19 protein-coding genes and 1 pseudogene are annotated in these 19,282 nt (G+C 58.2%); all 20 read right to left on the bottom strand.

Annotated elements, in window-relative coordinates; genetic code table 11:
* Nucleotides 1-121 precede the first annotated feature (121 nt).
* Nucleotides 122-646: a phosphoribosyltransferase gene (locus N4G42_RS09170; RefSeq protein ID WP_060986468.1), complete on the bottom strand. Its 525-nt coding sequence runs from the start codon at nt 644-646 to the stop codon at nt 122-124.
* Nucleotides 647-703: 57 nt separating this feature from the next.
* Nucleotides 704-2,080, bottom strand: coding sequence for an adenylosuccinate synthase (locus tag N4G42_RS09165; RefSeq protein WP_260666940.1), 1,377 nt, complete (start codon nt 2,078-2,080; stop codon nt 704-706).
* A 27-nt stretch (nt 2,081-2,107) separates the two neighbouring features.
* Nucleotides 2,108-3,256 (bottom strand): ATP phosphoribosyltransferase regulatory subunit, encoded by a 1,149-nt coding sequence (locus tag N4G42_RS09160; protein WP_260666939.1) that lies wholly within the window; start codon nt 3,254-3,256, stop codon nt 2,108-2,110.
* Nucleotides 3,257-3,346: 90 nt separating this feature from the next.
* Nucleotides 3,347-3,526, bottom strand: coding sequence for a DUF2065 domain-containing protein (locus N4G42_RS09155; RefSeq protein WP_313771902.1), 180 nt, complete (start codon nt 3,524-3,526; stop codon nt 3,347-3,349).
* A gap of 30 nt (nt 3,527-3,556) precedes the next feature.
* A complete protein-coding gene (gene hflC, locus N4G42_RS09150; RefSeq protein ID WP_260666937.1) occupies nt 3,557-4,465 on the bottom strand; it encodes a protease modulator HflC in 909 nt (302 codons plus the stop codon).
* Nucleotides 4,466-4,474: 9 nt separating this feature from the next.
* Nucleotides 4,475-5,845 (bottom strand): FtsH protease activity modulator HflK, encoded by a 1,371-nt coding sequence (hflK, locus tag N4G42_RS09145; RefSeq protein ID WP_260666936.1) that lies wholly within the window; start codon nt 5,843-5,845, stop codon nt 4,475-4,477.
* Nucleotides 5,846-5,898: 53 nt separating this feature from the next.
* Entirely contained in the window at nt 5,899-7,044 is a 1,146-nt protein-coding gene (hflX, locus tag N4G42_RS09140) for a GTPase HflX (RefSeq protein ID WP_192418921.1), read from the bottom strand.
* Nucleotides 7,045-7,137: 93 nt separating this feature from the next.
* Complete coding sequence (gene hfq / locus N4G42_RS09135; protein ID WP_108500281.1) at nt 7,138-7,392, bottom strand: RNA chaperone Hfq; 255 nt, start codon at nt 7,390-7,392, stop codon at nt 7,138-7,140.
* Between the two features lie 105 nt (nt 7,393-7,497).
* The gene (gene der, locus N4G42_RS09130) at nt 7,498-8,841 is read right to left on the bottom strand and encodes a ribosome biogenesis GTPase Der (RefSeq protein WP_056062205.1); all 1,344 of its coding nucleotides are present in this window, start codon (nt 8,839-8,841) and stop codon (nt 7,498-7,500) included.
* 13 nt (nt 8,842-8,854) lie between these two features.
* The gene (gene bamB / locus N4G42_RS09125) at nt 8,855-10,018 is read right to left on the bottom strand and encodes an outer membrane protein assembly factor BamB (protein WP_260666935.1); all 1,164 of its coding nucleotides are present in this window, start codon (nt 10,016-10,018) and stop codon (nt 8,855-8,857) included.
* Between the two features lie 2 nt (nt 10,019-10,020).
* Nucleotides 10,021-10,719: a YfgM family protein gene (locus N4G42_RS09120; protein ID WP_056743271.1), complete on the bottom strand. Its 699-nt coding sequence runs from the start codon at nt 10,717-10,719 to the stop codon at nt 10,021-10,023.
* Between the two features lie 14 nt (nt 10,720-10,733).
* Complete coding sequence (gene hisS / locus N4G42_RS09115) at nt 10,734-11,996, bottom strand: histidine--tRNA ligase (RefSeq protein ID WP_260666942.1); 1,263 nt, start codon at nt 11,994-11,996, stop codon at nt 10,734-10,736.
* Between the two features lie 152 nt (nt 11,997-12,148).
* Nucleotides 12,149-13,429 carry a flavodoxin-dependent (E)-4-hydroxy-3-methylbut-2-enyl-diphosphate synthase gene (gene ispG, locus N4G42_RS09110; RefSeq protein ID WP_056061984.1) on the bottom strand — a complete coding sequence of 427 codons (1,281 nt, stop codon included), beginning with the start codon at nt 13,427-13,429 and terminating at the stop codon, nt 12,149-12,151.
* The gene (locus tag N4G42_RS09105; RefSeq protein ID WP_244303640.1) at nt 13,429-13,896 is read right to left on the bottom strand and encodes a RodZ domain-containing protein; all 468 of its coding nucleotides are present in this window, start codon (nt 13,894-13,896) and stop codon (nt 13,429-13,431) included. Before N4G42_RS09105 ends, ispG begins: the two co-directional genes overlap by 1 nt.
* Nucleotides 13,897-14,199: 303 nt before the next feature.
* Nucleotides 14,200-14,295 (bottom strand): annotated as a pseudogene (locus N4G42_RS25660) (helix-turn-helix domain-containing protein); the annotation flags it as partial.
* A gap of 61 nt (nt 14,296-14,356) precedes the next feature.
* Nucleotides 14,357-15,190 (bottom strand): type IV pilus biogenesis/stability protein PilW, encoded by an 834-nt coding sequence (pilW, locus tag N4G42_RS09095; protein ID WP_056061981.1) that lies wholly within the window; start codon nt 15,188-15,190, stop codon nt 14,357-14,359.
* A gap of 33 nt (nt 15,191-15,223) precedes the next feature.
* Nucleotides 15,224-16,336 carry a 23S rRNA (adenine(2503)-C(2))-methyltransferase RlmN gene (gene rlmN / locus N4G42_RS09090; RefSeq protein WP_260666934.1) on the bottom strand — a complete coding sequence of 371 codons (1,113 nt, stop codon included), beginning with the start codon at nt 16,334-16,336 and terminating at the stop codon, nt 15,224-15,226.
* A 90-nt stretch (nt 16,337-16,426) separates the two neighbouring features.
* Nucleotides 16,427-16,852 (bottom strand): nucleoside-diphosphate kinase, encoded by a 426-nt coding sequence (ndk, locus tag N4G42_RS09085; RefSeq protein WP_008905954.1) that lies wholly within the window; start codon nt 16,850-16,852, stop codon nt 16,427-16,429.
* Between the two features lie 89 nt (nt 16,853-16,941).
* Nucleotides 16,942-18,510, bottom strand: a complete 1,569-nt coding sequence (locus N4G42_RS09080) for a pseudouridine synthase (RefSeq protein ID WP_260666933.1) — start codon at nt 18,508-18,510, stop codon at nt 16,942-16,944.
* Complete coding sequence (scpB, locus tag N4G42_RS09075) at nt 18,510-19,259, bottom strand: SMC-Scp complex subunit ScpB (RefSeq protein ID WP_260666932.1); 750 nt, start codon at nt 19,257-19,259, stop codon at nt 18,510-18,512. Before scpB ends, N4G42_RS09080 begins: the two co-directional genes overlap by 1 nt.
* Between the last annotated feature and the right edge of the window lie 23 nt (nt 19,260-19,282).

Genomic DNA, 19,282 nt, shown 5'->3' with positions numbered 1-19,282 from the left:
CCATCTGCCGCAGCACCCAAGCACCACCACAAACCACCCCATCGACCCCAACACTTTTGCACTCAGGCCTCAGTAGCGAAGCCCTCAACTATAGCACGACTTTCAGGACTGGCAAGAAAAATCAAACTCGCCATTTCTCTAGCAGCTTCTCCGGGCTCAGGCTGTCGTAGCCCTCAAAGGGCTGATGGATCCAGGGATTGCTTGGCAAAAACTCCACGGAGTAATCTGGAGAAAACGTTGATAGACCCTTCGTCCAGATCACGGCGCTACGTAGCTCGGTAATGGGCGCGTAATTGGTCTTGAGCATGTTGATCACCGCGTGCAAGGTGTGCCCTGAGTCAGCCAGATCATCGACCAAGAGCACGCGCCCTGCAATTTCACCCTTGGGCGTGGTGATAAAGCGTGCAATATCAAGATGTCCTTGCACCGTTCCTGCCTCGGCTCGGTAGGAGCTCGTAGACATGATGGCTAACGGCTTGTCAAAGATCCGACTGAGGATGTCACCTGGGCGCAACCCACCGCGCGCGAGACAGAGAATGGTATCGAACTCCCAACCCGACTGATGAACTTTCAGCGCCAACTTTTCGATGAGGCTGTGGTACTCGTCATAGCTGACATAGAGGTGTTTTCCGTCTTCGGTCAACATAGTGGATGATTCCTGAACAATTGGCGTTTACTTGATGACAGCAGGGCAAACTACAGGTCAGACAGCGACGTAAGGATGGCGCATCATGATCGTATGGTCGCGATCAGGACTGGTTGAGATCATGTCGATCGGAACCCCTGTCACTTCTTCAATGCGCTCAAGATAGCGGCGCGCACTTTCGGGCAGTTTGTCGTACTCGGTCACCCCGACGGTGGAATCACTCCAGCCAGGGAGCGTTTCATAAATTGGCGTGCACCGAGCGATGTCCTCTGCGCCCATGGGAAGCAAATCAATACGCTGACCGTCGAGTTCGTAGCCCGTGCACAGCAACAACTCGTTCAACCCGTCCAGCACATCCAGCTTGGTGATGCAAAGGCCAGTAAGACCATTGACTTGAGCGCTGCGCTTCAACAAAGCTGCATCAAACCAGCCACAGCGACGGCTACGCCCCGTTGTCACTCCCTTTTCAGCGCCCACCGTGCTCATGTGATAACCGGGCGTACCAGGCACTTCCCAATCCAACTCTGTAGGGAAAGGCCCGCCACCCACACGGGTGCAATACGCCTTGGTGATACCGAGGATGTAATGAAGCATGCCCGGACCCACGCCAGATCCCGCAGCAGCGTTCCCCGCCACGCAGTTACTGGAGGTGACATACGGGTATGTGCCATGGTCTACATCCAGCAGGGTCCCTTGAGCGCCCTCAAAGAGAAGATTGGCCCCCGCGCGATTGGCCTCATTGAGTTCACGCGACACATCAGTCATCATAGGCTTCAGCAACTCTGCATGGCGCATGGCTTCGGCGTACACGACATCAAACTGCACCTTGCCATCCTGGATGTATGGCTTCAGCGCATCGCCAAAAACGAACTTTGCAGAGCCCAGGTACGTGGTCAGTACATGGTTATGCAAATCCAGTAATTCGCGCAGCTTGGAAGCAAATCGCTCAGGGTACTTCAAGTCCTGTACGCGCAAGGCACGACGGGCAATCTTGTCCTCGTAAGCAGGACCAATGCCACGGCCGGTGGTACCAATCTTCTCAGCCCCGCCCTGCTCTCGGGCCGCCTCACGCGCAACATCAATTGCCGCGTGGAAAGGCAGGATCAGCGGGCAAGCCTCACTGATACGCAGGCGCGAACGAACCTCGACACCGGCTTTCTCAAGCCCCTCAATTTCCTCAAACAACTTCGCTGCAGAAAGTACCACGCCATTGCCGATGTAGCACTTGACCCCAGGGCGCATGATGCCGCTCGGGATCAAATGCAGCGCCGTCTTCACACCATTGATCACCAGTGTGTGGCCAGCGTTGTGCCCCCCTTGGAAACGCACAACCCCTTGAGCGCTCTCCGTCAGCCAATCGACCAACTTGCCTTTGCCTTCGTCGCCCCACTGGGTACCGACCACCACTACGTTGCGACCTTTGGTTGCTTTCATCTCAAACCCAATTCAAATGACAATTGCTCAAACAGCCTGCACGACCCAACGGCCCGCAACCTGAACCAGTTCACGATCACAGTGGAACTCATCCACCTCACTCTCGTGCCCTGGCAAAACACACACCACTGTTTCCCCGGCGGACCGAAGCTCTCCAATCGCAGCATTCACATCCGCGGCCTCGCCCCAAGGAGCACGAATGGCGGCTTTCAGCGCACGGGGGGGCACCACGCCAACCACCTGCTTGATGTCCAAACTGAATCCCGCCGCAGGACGATTTCGGCCAAACACTGCCCCCACCTCGTCGTACCGGCCGCCGCGCACCAGGGCATCGCTGGCACCGGGCGCATAGATCGCGAAGCGCGCACCGCTGTAGTAGGCATATCCACGCAAATCAGCCAAGTCGAAAGTTACAGAGGCTCCGTCAAGACGCGACGCCAACCACTTCAAATTTGATAGCACTTGAGACACACCAGAAATGCGCTTCAGCGCATTTTTAGCCTCAGCCAGAACAGCAGAGTCTCCATATAACTGGACAAGAGCAAGAAGGCCTTGCCGAGAATCTTCAGGAAAGCCGCGCGTCAAGACTGTCAACTCTCCCGCATCCTTGGCCGCCAAAGCAGAATGAATGCCGCTGAGCAGTTGAGGGCTCACGCTCACACCAGCCAACAGGCTGCGGACGATACGCACGTCCGCAAGATCAATGGTTGTGTCGCGTACATTGGCAACTCGCAAACACTCCCGAGCTAACTGCAAAGCCTCAAGGTCGGCCTCCAGCCCGGTATGCCCATAGATTTCGGCACCAAACTGAAGAGGCTCGCGGGTGGCATGCGGGCGGTCAGGACGCGTGTGCAACACAGGACCACAGTAGCAAAGACGTGTCACACCTTTGCGATTGAGCAAATGCGCATCAATGCGAGCAACCTGCGGAGTCGTATCAGCTCGCAGCCCCATGGAACGACCAGATAGCTGATCCACCAGTTTGAAGGTTTGCAGATCCAGCGCTTCGCCAGTGCCCGTAAGGAGAGATTCCAGATGCTCCAACAGCGGGGGCATCACTAACTCATAACCATAACAGCGGGCTGTATCAAGCAGCCCGCGACGCAATTCTTCGATGTGCCGCGCTTCAGACGGCAAGACATCGGCAATGTGATCCGGAAGGACCCAAGCAGACATGGAGAAAAGGGGAGGCTGTTAAAACCGTGATTCTACCGGGACCGGGCAAGACTCCCCAAGGAATCTCCTAGTCGAGGGGTGTGACAGCGTTCAGAAACAAAGCATCAGAAGACCTGCAGCAAGGGCCAACGTTGCGAAAAAGCGTATTTGGCCATCCTGCAATTGAGCGATCTGCGCAACCGTACGTTTCCAGACCTGGGGGGACAAAAAAGGCAAAAAACCCTCAATTACCAGGACCAAGGCAAATGCCGTCCAAAGACTGTCCCACATCATTCACCTCTCACAACCAGCGCCACTTGTTTACTTGCGTGGAGCAACATGCGCCGATGCAGAAGCTGAGCCGCGAAAGACCTTGAAGAAGTCAGAGGACGATGGGTCCAGCACCATGACATCACTTTTCTTATTGAAACTGCCCTTGTACGCCTCGAGACTGCGATAAAACTGGGCAAATTGAGGATCTTTGCCAAACGCTTCGGCGTAGATGCGGGCAGCTTCCGCGTCGCCCTCACCTTTCAGCTTTTGAGCATCCCGATAGGCATTGGCGATTGTGATCTCGCGCTGACGATCTGCGTCTGCACGAATCTTTTCGCCTTCTGCAGCACCTGTAGAGCGCAACTCATTGGCCACGCGCTTTCGCTCCGCTTCCATGCGCCGGTACACAGATTCAGTGATGGCTTCCACGTAATCAACACGGGTAATACGCACATCCACCACATCAACCCCCCAGGGCTTGGAACCACGAACTGTCTCCAAGACTTCGCGCTTGACATCAGCCATCAGCGCTTCGCGTTTGAGTGAGAGCAGCTCTTTCACCGTGCGCTTGTTGATTTCCTCCTGGAAAGCATTGCGAACCACCCGATTGAGCTGCATGGCACCCGCCGTCTCATCCAGCCCAACGTTGCGAATGTACTCAGTGGGCTCGGAAATGCGCCAGCGCACATACCAGTCGATAACGACACGCTGCTTTTCAGCAGTCAACATGGGCTCGGTGTCCGTGCTGTCCAAGGTCAGCAAACGCTTGTCTATGTAGGTGACGTTCTGAAATGGAGGAGGCAGCTTGAAATTGAGGCCAGGCTCCGTGATCACTTCTTTGATCTGACCCAGCGCATACAACACTCCAAACTGCCGCTGGTCCACAACAAAAAGCATGGAGCTCATGAGAGCAAGCACCACCAGAAGGGTAGATGCGATAAAACCGACTCTGTTCACGAACTACTCCTAGCGGGATTCACGTTCACGGGTGCGGCTGGTGTCGCGCGCGCGAGCGTCATTCGAAAAGGTTGGTGCGGGCGTTGCTGGTGACACCGCTGGAGGCGAGCTGGTGGCCGCAGGGGCATCCAGCGCTCCGGACCCGCTTGCTACGCCTTGCATAATTTTGTCGAGCGGCAGGTACAGCAAATTGGAGCCTTGACGCGACTCCACCAGCACCTTGGTCACGTTGCCATAAATCTGCTGCATCGTGTCCAGATACATACGATCACGGGTTACCTGCGGAGCCTTCTGGTACTCCGCCAAAATAGAAGCAAACCGTTGCGAGTCACCTTGAGCCTGTGCAACGATCCTCGCCTTGTACGCAGCAGCCTCCTCGTTCAGACGAGAGGCAGAGCCCACAGCGCGTGGAATCACATCATTCGCGTAAGCCTGTGCCTCGTTTTTGGCACGCTCGCGCTCCTGTCCAGCTTTGAGGACATCATCAAAGGAGGACTGCACCTGCTCAGGCGGCCGGACACCGCCCTGCTGCAAATTGATGCCAACAACTTCGACCCCAACTTTGTAACGGTCCAATATGGTCTGCATGAGCGCGCGAACGCGAGGCGCAATCTGATCCCGCTCTTCAGCCAATGCCGTGTCCATGCGCATCTTGCCCACCACCTCGCGAACAGCGGTCTCCGCCGCTTGAACCACAGCATCTGAGGGATTCTTGCTTTCGAAAAGCCATGCCCTGGCATCGCTCAGGCGATACTGAACAGCAAACTTGATCTCCACGATGTTTTCGTCTTCGGTCAGCATCGCGGACTCTCTCAAGCCCGTGCTTTTGATGACCGTGTCCCTCCCCACATCAGCGGAGCGAATTTGCGTCACAAAAACGAGCTCATGACGCTCAATTGGGTAAGGCAAGCGCCAGTTAAAACCTGCACCCACTGTGCTTTTGTACTTGCCGAATTGCGTAATGACGGCTTGCTGGCCTTCTTGCACTATGAAGAAACCTGTGCCCATCCAGATCACGAACGCAATGCCAGCAATCAAGCCAACACCCACACCGGCGCTTTTCATATCAGGTTGAAAGCCACCGCCAGCCCCTCCTCCTGGGCCACGGCCAGAACCATTCTTTCCCCCGAACAGACTACCAAGCTTGCGATTAAGGTCACGCCAGAGCTCGTCGAGATCAGGCGGCTGCTGGCCATTGCTTGGCCGCTGATCCCCCCCCCTCTGACCTGCGGGTGGCGCTGCAGGTCGATCCTCAGGTCGCACGCTACCGTCCTCCGACTTATCATCCCCGCGACCCCAGCGTGGATCGTTCAGATTGAACATGCCCCGAATACGGTCCGGCAATGAAGCCCAGCGTAGGGTGCGAGTATGAAAATTCATGCGCAAAATCTCTGGTTCTCTGATGGCGTCATTCGATCATGCATTGTGCCCAATCAAGGCAACACATCCGGCAATTCAAGGGCGTCTGCTGGGGTCATATCCTCACGCGTAGCCAGCAACCTATCGGCCAAAGCGCGGCGCAGATCATCAAGACCTTCTCCAGATCGAGCACTTACGAACAGACGGGAAAGCGACTGCCCCCCCACTTCGTATTGGTCTACCAGAAGGGAGGGGCGTCGCTCTTCGGGCAATGCATCAAGCTTGTTGAACACCAGTATCTGCGGAATATCCGATGCACCAATTTCCAGCAACACCCGCTCCACCTGCGCCATCTGCTCCGGGAAATCCGGGTTGGAAGCATCCACCACATGAAGCAGCAGATCTGCATCGACAGCCTCTTGCAGCGTAGCCTGAAAGGCATCCACCAATCCGTGCGGGAGATCCCGGATAAAGCCCACCGTATCGGACAGAGAAACAGATCGCGCCGCATCTGCCAAATACAACTGGCGTGTTGTAGTGTCTAGCGTGGCAAAAAGCTGATCCGCTGCATACGCTCGCGCTTTCACCAAAGCATTAAAAAGCGTGGACTTACCCGCGTTGGTGTACCCAACAAGCGAAATATTGAAGGTATCGCGCCTCTCGCGCTGGCGCCGCTGCGTGGAGCGCTGACGCTTGACCTTGATCAAGCGCTCTCTGGTGCGCTTGATCGCGTCACCAATCATCCGTCGATCCAGCTCGATCTGCTTTTCACCCGGACCGCCCCGGGCACCGATACCGCCAGTTTGGCGCTCCAGGTGAGACCAGCGCCGCACCAGCCGTGTACTCACATACTGCAGCTTGGCGAGCTCAACCTGAAGCTTGCCTTCGTGGCTTCGCGCACGTTGCGCAAAGATCTCCAGAATCAACAGCGTGCGGTCATTGACCGGAAGCTCGATATGACGTTCCAGATTACGCTGCTGCGCGGGGCTGAGTGATTGGTCAAACAGCACCTCCAATGCCCCATGCATCTGGGCCAAGGTGCGAATTTCATCCGCTTTGCCAGAGCCAATAAAGAGTGCCGCGTCCGGCGCTTTCCGCTTGCACGTAATGCGAGCAACAGGCCGTAAACCCGCCGTCTGGGCGAGCAGTCCCAATTCTTCCAACTCAGCATCGAAGTGGGGGAGACCAAAATCAACGCCCACCAGCAACACCGGCGTCATAGCGGACGAGGATGCGGAAGCCGAACTCAAAGCCAACCACCCTCTCTCTGCTCTACCTCGCTCAGAAAGCGAGCCCCGCTACCAGACAACAACTCAAGGGTTGCTGTTGTCAGCATCAGGGGTTTCTGAGGTAGAGAAATTGACCGCCCGACCCGGAACGATCGTAGAAATCGCGTGTTTGTAAACCATTTGCGTCACGGTATTGCGCAGCAACACCACATACTGGTCGAAAGACTCGATTTGCCCCTGTAGCTTGATCCCGTTGACCAAATAGATGGACACCGGAACATGCTCCCGACGCAATGCGTTAAGGAAGGGGTCTTGCAAAAGCTGGCCTTTATTGCTCACGATATTCTCCGTGTTCAAGTGTTGTTGTAAACCAGCACCTTACCACAGCCAGACGCACGCTCTGGCTTTAACACACATGGCCCCTCGACTGAAGAGCCTTTGTCGTCAGGCCTCGTCTTTGTCCGCAAAAGGATTGTGCGAGGTTTTCATCTCAATGCGCAAAGGGGTCCCCACAAGATCAAACTCCTTGCGGAAGCGCCCTTCCAAGAATCGCTTGTAAGCATCGGTCACGTGCTCCAGCGAGTTACCATGGATCACGATCACAGGCGGATTCATACCGCCTTGGTGCGCATATCGCATTTTGGGGCGGAACATCCCCGCCCTCTTGGGGCTTTGGAACTGAACTGCCTCCAGCAGCAGTCGGGTGAGCACTGGCGTGGACATCTTGCAGGTGGCCGCCCGGTGGGCCTGGGCAATAGATGTCCATAGAGGGCCAAGCCCCTGACGCTTCTTCGCGGAAATGAAGTGCAACGAAGCAAACTTCAGGAACGCTAGCCGCGTCTCAATGGAGCGCTCCAAGAGCTGTCGTTGGTAGTCATCCACGGCATCCCATTTGTTCACCGCCAGAACCACAGCGCGGCCACTCTCCAGAATATAGCCCGCGATATGAGCATCCTGGTCCGTTACCCCCTGGGTGGCATCGAGCAATAACAGCACCACATTTGCGGACTCGATGGCTTGGAGCGTTTTCACTACCGAGAATTTTTCGATAGCCTCAAACACCTTCCCCTTGCGGCGCAATCCTGCAGTATCCACCAACTCAAAGCGCTGGCCATTGCGCTCAAAAGGCACAGTGATGGCATCGCGGGTCGTGCCGGGCATGTCAAATGCCACCAGTCGCTCTTCGCCAAGCCACGTGTTGATCAGAGTGGATTTACCCACGTTGGGGCGCCCCGCCACGGCAAGCTTGATAACGCCCTTGTCCAACGCCGTATCCGAATCGTCAGGCTCAGGCAGATTGAGCGGCTCCAGCGCAATGTCAACCAAACTGCGTATGCCCTGCCCGTGCGCAGCAGACACAGGATAAACCTCGCCCAGCCCCAGCTCATAGAACTCCGCTAGTTGGACGCCCTGGAGCATGCCCTCCGCTTTGTTGGCGACGAGCACGCAAGGCTTACCCAAGCGACGCAAGTAATTGGCAATGTCGTGGTCTTGCGCGGAAACACCTGCACGGGCATCCACCACAAAAATCACCACGTCCGCCTCTGCGACGGCCTGCTGCGTTTGTTTGGCCATCTCGCGGTAGATGCCGCTGGAAGCGTCGGGTTCGAAGCCACCGGTATCAATGACGATGTACTCGTGTTTTCCCTGCTTGCCGTTACCGTAGTGCCGGTCACGCGTAAGTCCCGCAAAGTCAGCGACGATAGCGTCACGCGACTTGGTCAGACGGTTGAAGAGCGTGGACTTGCCGACATTCGGACGCCCCACGAGGGCGATAACTGGCTTCATTGAATAAGACCGATCAATCTGGACGGAATCCGTAAATGCCGCCATTGCGGGTAACAACCACCAGGGTATCTGCAGCCACGACTGGGGCAGCAGCGATGGCAGACCCATCTGTCGCCAGCCTGTTCAGGGGCGAACCATCTGTACGAGACAGCAAATGCACCAAACCCGAGTCGTCACCGACGACTACCGAGCGCCCTAGAAGCAACGGCGCCGTGAGTTTGCGGTATTTAAGTCGATCGATACCCCACAAGCGTGAACCATCCGCGCGGCGCCACGCAACAAGAGTGCCATTGCTCTCAGAGCCAAAAATGGCCTCTGCATCGCCGTGAACGCCTTCTGCTCCGCTAGCAGGCTGCGTCCAGACGGTCGTTCCCCTTGCCGTGTTCACACAACCCACAGCAGCTTGAAAGGATCGAGCGCACACTGTTTCTCCCACACGGCTGGTGCGCCCCACCAACTCGACAAGGCGCTCCACATCATTGGTGCCCCGTGCGCTGGCAATGGGGGTCTCCCATCGCACACTGCCATTGTCAGGATTCAATCCGACCAAACGGCCTGACAACCCCACCACCAGCGTGTCACCCACAGCGGTCAAGACACCAGCCTGGCGCAATATCAAAGGCTCGCCGGGGCGCTGCTGGGACCAGAGACGACGACCTGTCGACAAATCATAGGCAGACACGGATCGATCTGCCGACAACACGAAAACACGACCGCCTGCAACTAGAGGTGGTGTGAATACCTGAGCAGCAAGCGTCTCACGCCAGCGCTCACGCCCCCCATCAATAACGATCAGTGCATTGTTACGCGAGACCACCGCCGCGAACTTGCCATCGCTACCCACAGCTGCAGACAGAGGCTCAGCCAGCGCTGCTCGCCAGATATCCCCCCCCGTACGCGCATCCAGGGCTGCCACCGCACCATCAGCTGACGCGACGGTCACCACATTGCCAGCAACATGGACCTCCAATGGCAATCCAGCCACATTGCCAAGGCGCGCAGTCCATGCTTGCCGCACGCCCAGAACGGCCACATTGGCTCCGAGGTCGGCAGGCACAGGCTTAGACTTGTCGGCGCTCCACAAAGAACAACCGGCCAACGTGGCAGCCACTAGTGCTACCACCAGACCGCGCACAAAAAATTGGTGCCCTGACCTTGCGTTGATAAGCGACGACATGGTTATTTGGACTCCGCAGGTGTTGCGGTTGAAGAGACAGCAGAAGCCACATTCACACCTTGCAGCGAGACACCCAGCGCGTTCAGCTTGATTTCCACCAGACGGCGGTACTCGACACTGTCTTCGAACCCCTTATATGCCTTGGTGTACTCAGCAATCGCGTCCTGACGCTTGTCCTGGAGCATCAGGACGTCACCCTTGCGGTCCGCCACAACAGAGGAGAATTCCGGCGCGAAACTGCTGGATAGTTGCTTGAGTGCTTCGTCATAGTTCTTTTGATCCATGAGCACACCAGCCAATCGCAACTTGGCCAAGGCCTTGAGGCCCTCGTCTGACGATTGTTCTGCAACCCACATAAGCGCCTCTTTGGCGCCTTCGACATTACCAGTGCCCTGCATGGCCTTGGCGAGGGTCAAGCCTGCCTGCCCAGCTTGGACAGTCCCTGCATATTTAGACTTCAGATCGGCAAAAGCTTGTTCCATGCGGACGTTATCGGCAGACCGCGCAGCCACATCCACAGCATCAAACAACGCAGCCGCCTGCGTGGCCTGCCGGGTTTGCCAGTACTGGTAACCGTTCCAAGCAGCCGCTGCACCTGCAACGACAATGACCACGGAGCTGATCAACGTGCCCCAGGTGTTCCAAAAATGCTTGAGCTGGTCTAGCTGCTCTTGTTCTTCAAGGTCGAGATGATTTGCCATGGAATGTGATTGGGTTAGCGGGTGGATTGTAGGGTGGCCGACCATTGCGCGACCAAGTCCAGCGGGCGCTCGATTTGCTCACCTGCGCCATCACGCAAGGCTTTGACAGTCACCATGCCACGAGACAGCTCATCATCGCCAAACACCAGCGCGTGCATTGCACCACTGGCATCAGCCTTCTTGAATTGCGATTTCATACTGCCCATGCCCTCCAGCGAAGGGGCCGCGTGCATCTGGACACGAACACCATGTTGGCGCAATTGCTCGACAGTAGCCACAGCCCGAGGTAACGCGGCCGCCGAAGGGACAATGGCATAGACGTCCGGAACCAGCAAAGGGGTGGCACTTTGCTGCTCCTTGAGCAACTCCAGTACCCTTTCGACCCCCAACGCCCAACCCACCGCCGGTGAGGCCTTGCCACCGATTTGTTCGATCAAGTAGTCGTAGCGCCCCCCACCGCAGATCGTGCCCTGCGAGCCCAACTGATCCGTCACAAACTCGAACACAGTGAGGTTGTAGTAGTCCATGCCACGCACCAGGCGAGGATTGACAGTCCAAGCTATCCCGTTGGCATCAAGAATGGCCTTGACGGCATTGAAATGCGCCAAAGACTCCTGACCCAAAAAGTCAATCAGCCGAGGCGCTGCTTCCACCAGCGACTGCATCGCGGGATTCTTGGTGTCGAGGATGCGCAGAGGGTTGCTGTGCAGCCGCCGACGCGCCTCCTCGTCAAGAGCATCGACGTGCTGTTCCAGATACGCGATCAATGCAGCCCGGTGAGCCTTGCGCTCGTCCGGCTGCCCCAAACTGTTGAGTTCGAGACGCACATTCTGCAGGCCAAGGTCGCGCCACAGAGCACTCGCCAGAAGAATCAACTCGGCATCGACCTCGGCACCCGGAAACCCCAGTGCCTCGGCGCCGATCTGGTGAAACTGGCGGTAGCGTCCGCGTTGGGGACGCTCATGACGAAACATGGGGCCCATGTAGTACAGGCGCTTACCGCCGTCGTACAACATGGAGTGCTCTGCAACCGCACGCACCACACCAGCTGTCGCTTCGGGGCGAAGCGTCAGCTGCTCCCCATTGAGACGGTCCTCAAACGAGTACATCTCTTTCTCGACAATGTCGGTGACCTCGCCCAATCCGCGTACAAACAACGGTGTGGGTTCGACAATGGGTGTGCGGATATTGCGATAGGCGTAGCGCGCCATCAGGTCGCGCACCTTGGCCTCCAGCCACTCCCAACGGGCAGATTCCGGAGGCAGGATGTCGTTCATGCCCTTCACCGCAACCAGCTTCTCTGGTTTGGACGAGGGACTGCTTTTTTCGTTACTCACAGCGCTTCTTTTCTATGTCTGGCGGAAATTTACATAAGCTGGACAGACCACCTCCCGAGGCTTTACGGTGCGGGTGGCTGCAGCACTACCGGTCAAGCAGCAGACACCCCGGCGCCAAAACGCTTTTCGATGTACTGCTCGACGATGCGATGGAATTCATTGGCGATATCGTCACCGCGCAGGGTCATTGCCTTCTCGCCATCAATGAAGACAGGGGCGGCAGGCGCCTCACCCGTCCCCGGCAGACTGATTCCAATGTCTGCGTGCTTGCTTTCACCCGGGCCATTGACGATGCAGCCCATAACTGCAACCCGTAGCGATTCCACACCCGGATAACGCACGCGCCACACAGGCATTTGCGCACGCAGGAAATCGTCGATTTGCTTGGCCAGGTCCTGAAAGGTGGTGCTGGTGGTACGGCCACATCCCGGGCAAGCGGTAACGCTGGGCACAAAAACCCGCATGCCCAAGGCCTGCAAGATTTCGGATGCCACAACCACCTCTTGGGTACGCGCCTCGCCGGGCTGGGGTGTCAACGACACACGAATCGTGTCGCCAATACCCTCTTGCAGCAGCACAGACAATGCGGCCGCCGAAGCAACCGTTCCCTTGGTGCCCATACCGGCTTCGGTGAGACCCAGGTGCAAAGCGTAGTCGCAACGGCGTGCCAACTCGCGGTACACCGAAATCAGATCCTGCACTCCGCTGACTTTGCACGACAAGATGATCTGGTTGCCGTCCATCCCCATGGCCTCTGCACGACGTGCAGATTCAATGGCCGATGTGATGAGGGCCTCGTACATGACCTGACGAGCCTCCCATGGATTGCTGCGGCGGCTGTTCGTATCCATCAGCTCAGCCAGCAACTCCTGATCGAGACTGCCCCAGTTGACACCGATGCGCACAGCCTTGTTCCAGCGCATGGCAGCCTCGATCATTTGACCAAATTGCTTATCGCGCTTGTCACCTTTGCCCACATTGCCAGGGTTGATTCGGTACTTGGACAAAGCCTGGGCGCAGTCCGGAAACTCGGTGAGCAGGCGGTGTCCGTTGTAGTGAAAATCGCCCACCAAGGGAACGTTCTCACCCATGCGATCCAGTTGCTCTCGGATGTACGGTACCGCTGCAGCAGCTTCTGGCGTATTAACGGTGATGCGGACAAACTCCGACCCCGCCTGAGCGAGCTCCTTGACCTGAATCGCGGTCCCAATGGCATCGACGGTGTCGGTGTTGGTCATGGACTGCACGCGCACGGGAGCATCCCCCCCCACGGTCACCACACGCGAACCCCAGACAACTTTCGCTTGGCGCGAACGTCTAGGTAAGGGCGAAGCAATCGCCACCGGCCCAAAATCAATCGGGGAGTTTTCCACTATTTCACCTCGAAACGCGCCACGTTTTCACGGGCGACTGCCGTCAGATCAAACGGCTTTCCTCGAACAATCACTTCCGTCGCGTCAGCGCGACCGACAATCACTGCCAGGGGCGTGGGTGCCGACACCGATACCGACTCTCCCGCCGCCAGATTGCGTTGCAACGCCAGTGCACCATTGGCATCGCGAACTTGCACCCATGACGCACCGCGCGCGCGCAGCACCAGGGGACCGGAGGGAGCATCTGCCGCGCCATCAGCGGCCGAAACAGCGCCCGCAGACACGCCACTGCCAGCGGCAGCAGGCGCTGGAGGTGCAGCGGCAGGTGGCGCAGCAGACACAGGCACCGAAGCCGCCGAAGCAGCGGCGGGCGATGCAGAAATAGATGCATCGGCGGGGCGCTCCACCGTTGGTGGCACCACTGCAGGTGCAGGCTCGGAGGCATTGGCCGGCAAAGCATCTGGCACCGCAACGGGCACTGGATCGGAAGAATCCCCTGGCGTGGAATGCCGAGGGACAAAGAACAAAACCACAGCTCCCACCAACAGTGCAAGAACGACCAACACCACCGAACGCGAGCCGGAACCTGAACCCGCGAATGACGCCGAAGAGGACGACGAAGATTTGCCGGCACTACCCTTCACAGGTGCATTGATACCCGCGCTGTCCACAGACAGACGAGGACTTTGACTTTGGGGAAGCAAAGACAAAATGGGCGCTGGGTCAATTTTGAGGGTACGGCAAACACTCGAAGCCAGCGCGCGCACAAATACGGTGTCAGGCAGCACTGTGTAGTTATCTGCCTCCAGGGCTTCCAACTTGCTGACGGGTACTTTCAACGCAACCGCCAGGGCTGCGATGTGCATGCCTGCCGCCTGCCGGGCCTCCTTGAGCAAGCCGCCCGCCGTCACTCCGCTCTCCACCACCTCACTCATTGAAAGCCCCACGTTCGTATGCACCCAGCTCCCTGGAATCCGGGAAGCGCTTGCGCAACTGAGCAGCCAGTTGCCTCATTGCCACGGTGTCGCCCAAAGCCCGCTCCACCTTGATGCCCAGCCACAACGATTCAGAGTTGGCGAAATCGCTGTTGTTGAGCCGTCGAATGTAAAACTGCGCACGCGACAACTCGTTGCGCCGCAGCAAGAGCGCTGCGAGGTGATAACCGACCACCGGATTCGCAGCATCGAATTCATAGGCCTTCAAGAAAGACTGTTCCGCTTCGGGAAACTGTCCCGCCCCTGACTGGCACAGGCCACGGGCCATCCACGTTTTGCCACGCGCTGTATAGGCGGGGTTGGCAATGGCTCGGACAAAATATTGGTCGGCCTCCACGTACTTTTGCTGCTGGCACATCAGCCAGCCATAGTTGTGCAGTACGTTGGAGTCATTTGCCCTTAGCGACAAGGCACGGCGGAAACTGTCTTCGGCCTGTGCATAGTCACTCAGGCGCATGTAAATCAGGCCACGAAGATTGAAAGCATCGGCATAAGACGGATCTGCAGCCAGCGACTGCTTGACTTCATCCAGTGCGACCGCCGTTTGCCCCAATTCAAAATAGTTGGAGGCCAACTCCAGCCGGATGCGAGCGCGGCGCCGCGACTCAGGCTCATCGGACGGAGTCACCAAGCCTGCATCGGCGTCACTGACTGCAGACGATGCGTTTGTTGCACACCCCTGGAGCGCCCATATGCAAACCACCGCACTGCATGCCGTGAGTGTCCAGCGGCCAATATGCTGCCAGCGTCCAACCATTCCCGCCATGTAGAGCCTCCTTGAAGTTTGCCAACTGCCTGATCAAGTCACCGGTTTGAGCACGATTGTGCGCTGCTTTGCCATGCGTTCTGCGGCCCGGGTACGATCTTTGACATCCCCAGCCAATTGACCGCACGCCGCGTCAATGTCATCACCGCGCGTCTTGCGCACCGTGGTGATAATGCCCGCGTCACTGAGTATCTTGGCAAAGGCCTGCACCTGATTTTGCGGGGACCGCAACAGCCCTGATGCGGGAAACGGATTAAAAGGAATCAGATTGAACTTGCAGCGAATACCACTGCGCTTGACCAACTCGATCAGTTGGCGCGCATGCTCCGTCTGGTCATTGACACCATCAAGCATGCAGTATTCGAACGTGATGAAGTCACGGGGTGCATGCGCCAAATAGCGGTTGCAAGCGTCCAGCAACTCCTCGATCGGATACTTGCGATTGAGCGGAACAAGGTTGTCGCGCAGTGGGTCATTGGGTGCGTGCAGCGACACCGCCAATGCCACGGGACAGTCTTGCGCAAGGCGGTCCATCATGGGCACGACGCCCGATGTAGACACCGTCACGCGGCGGCGCGACAGGCCATACCCGTGATCGTCCAGCATTACTTTGAGCGCAGGTACTAATGCCGAATAGTTTTGCAGCGGCTCCCCCATGCCCATCATGACCACATTCGAGATCACACGGTCTTCAGTCTGCAAGCGCTTGCGCAGGGAGTGCTCTGCAAACCACAGCTGGGCGACGATCTCACCCGTCGTCAGATTGCGACTGAAACCCTGATGGCCTGTAGAACAGAAGCGGCAACCGACAGCGCAGCCCGCCTGCGATGACACACAGAGGGTTCCACGATCATCCTCCGGGATGAACACGGCCTCCACCGCGTTGCCATCACCCACATCAAACAGCCACTTCACAGTGCCGTCCGAGGACACATGCTCTGAAATAACGGGCAGTGACTCGACCTGCGCGCAGCCCTTGAGCTTGTCACGCAAGGCCTTGGCCAAGTCGCTCATGGCGTCGAAATCGCTGGCACCGCGCTGATGAACCCAACGAAACAGCTGGGTGGCGCGGAAGCGCTTTTCCCCCAGCCGCTCGCAAAACGCCGCCAGACCGTCGAGGTCGAATTCCAGCAGATTCGTGCTCATGGTGCCAAACCCACTGGAGACCAGGCATAGCTACCCCCATGACACTGGACTCCCACCAAGGTGGGTGCGGGCATGGGGAGCATCACCATCTCAGCGCGAGTAGATATTCAGGCCGGGGAAGAAGAATGCCACTTCGGCCTGTGCGGTTTCAGCGGCGTCGGAGCCGTGCACAGCGTTAGCGTCGATGCTGTCAGCGAAGTCGGCGCGGATGGTGCCAGCTTCTGCCTTCTTGGGGTCGGTTGCGCCCATGAGTTCACGGTTCTTGAGGATGGCGTTCTCGCCTTCCAAGGCCTGGATCATCACAGGGCCGGAGATCATGAAGTCCACCAGGTCCTTGAAGAAAGGACGCTCTTTGTGCACTGCATAGAACTGCTCGGCTTCCAGGCGCGACAGGTGGGCCATGCGGGCTGCCACGACCTTGAGGCCGGCAGCTTCAAAACGAGCGTAGATCTGACCGATGACGTTCTTGGCCACTGCGTCGGGCTTGATGATGGAGAGAGTGCGTTCGATTGCCATGTTGATTTCCTGAATGGTTGTTGCTGTGATTCGTTTGTCCACCGGACAAAGCCCTCGATTCTAACCGGGGAGCGTGAAGGCAGGAGCACTCAGCGCCCACCACCTCCGCGCCGGGGACCGCCGCCACCGGGGCGTCGTTTGTCCTGGCGGTGGCGCGAGAGGCTGTCCATGCCGATGTAGCCCACCGACGTTTTCATCGGATCGGGCTGTGCCGAGCCCCCACGCTGGCGATCTCCCCCTGCAGCGTTGTTGCCACGGGCAGGGCCCTGGCCGCCATCGCGGCGCGGTTTCTGGCCACGGGGGCCACCAGGGGCGGCTGGCTGCGACATGTCCCGACGCGAGCCATCACCGCGTGGTCCACCACGGCCACGGTTGCGCGGCTTGCCATTGCGCCCGCCAGCACCAGCCCCTTCAGGACGTCCCTCAACAGGCTCGGGGCGCCCAGCACCTGCGGCCTGAACCAGTGCGCGGATATCACTCTCGTCCAGTTCCAGCCAAGCTCCGCGCTTGAGGCCGCGCGGCAGCACCATGGCACCGTAGCGGATGCGGATCAGGCGGCTGACCGCATGACCCACCGACTCGAGCATGCGGCGTACTTCACGGTTGCGGCCTTCGGAGATGGTGACCCGGTACCAGCAGTTGGAACCCTCTCCACCACCGTCCTCGATGGAACCAAACGATGCCATACCGTCATCCAGGCGCACGCCGTCCAGCAGTTTTTGTTTTTCCTCGTTGCTCAGAGCACCCAGCACCCGAACGGCGTACTCGCGCTCCAACCCAAAGCGTGGATGCATCAGTTTGTTCGCCAGCTCGCCCGAGCTGGTGAACAGCAAGAGACCCTCCGTGTTCAGGTCCAGGCGTCCTACCGACTGCCACTTGCCCTGCATGAGCCGGGGCAGCTTGCGAAAGACGGTGGGTCGATTCTGGGGATCGTCATGGGTCACGACCTCGCCCACAGGTTTGTGATATGCGATTACTCGCGCCGGAGGGGGGTCGATGCGATAGCGGATCGGCTTGCCGTTGACCTTGACCTGATCGCCAAACTGAATGCGCTGTCCGATGTGAGCAGGTTCGTTGTTGACCGAGATCCGCCCCTCCAGGATCAATTGCTCCATCTCCAGCCGCGATCCCAGCCCTGCCTGGGCCAGCACCTTGTGCAGTTTAGGTGTCTCGACCTGCGGCAGCAGCACCCGCTTCTGCGGTACCGCGTCTGCGGAGGCATCTTCCTCGTCGAAACGACCGGACACTACATCCTCAAACTGATAGCCCTCAACGACAGGGGCAGCTCTGCGCTTGTCGCGCCCTACCCCATCAGGACGCTGAGGCCGTTCACGAGATTCGCCACGAGGAGGCCTCCCTGCCTGCCGAGTATTGCCCTCGCCGTCGGCAGCCGATACGATCGCCTCAGGGGATATCGAGTCCATGACAACCGCCTGCACCTGGGCCACAGGCACCTCTGGCGCTGCAGCTTCCGACACAGGCACCGAAGTACCGACCTGCATCGCCACCACGGCTTCAGGCACCGCTTCCTCGGCAAGGACGGCTTCCGCCTTTTTGCGAGGAGCCCGCTTTGCAGCCGGCTTTTTGGCAGCAGGTACCGTATCAGCGGCATTCAACCCAGGCACTTCGGCCGGATTTTCGGAGGTCGAGTCGTTCATCAAGTATTTCCCTGGATACCACCCGGGGTATCAACATGGTCGTCGCGGAGATCAGTCTCCACATTCTGAAAAAAATCATCCACGGGCCGCTTACCACCCATATCAGTCACAGCCTCCACAGACTCCACTGGCTCTTGCCCACCGACTTCGTGCGGCAAAACCGCCAGCAGATCAGGCTCACCCCCGATGGCTCCCTGGGCGGCGGCTGCCATGGCTTCCAACACATTCGCATTGCCTGTCGGGTCATCGAGCACCGGCAGTTGGTCCAGAGACTGCAGGCCCATATCGTCCAGAAACTGGCGGGTCGTGGCGAACAACGCCGGGCGCCCCACCGTTTCGCGGTGGCCAATGACCTCCACCCAACCCCGGTCTTCCAACTGTTTGATGATCAGGCTGTTGACCGTCACACCCCGAATGTCCTCGATATCCCCGCGCGTGACCGGTTGCCGGTAGGCAATGATGGCCAGGGTTTCCATGGTGGCCCGGGTGTAGCGGGGCGGTTTTTCGGGATGCAGACGGTCCAGGTATTCACGCATTTCAGGACGGCTCTGGAAGCGCCATCCCGTTGCCACCTGTACCAGCTCCACCCCACGCTGCGCCCAATCAAGCTGCAGTTCCTGCAACAGCACCTTGAGGGTGTCGGACCCCAGCGCGTCATTGAACAGCACCCGCAACTCGCGCACAGGCACGGGCTGCTGCGCGCAGATCAACGCAGTTTCGAGGACCCTTTTGGCATCCACCGTGTTCATGGTTCAGCGATTCCTGGAAAAGT

It is taken from the genome of Acidovorax sp. K2F (assembly GCF_025246485.1).
Taxonomy (GTDB): domain Bacteria; phylum Pseudomonadota; class Gammaproteobacteria; order Burkholderiales; family Burkholderiaceae_C; genus Acidovorax; species Acidovorax delafieldii.
Note: the sequence above shows the minus strand (reverse complement) of the source record. Positions and strands in the feature narration are given on the sequence as shown.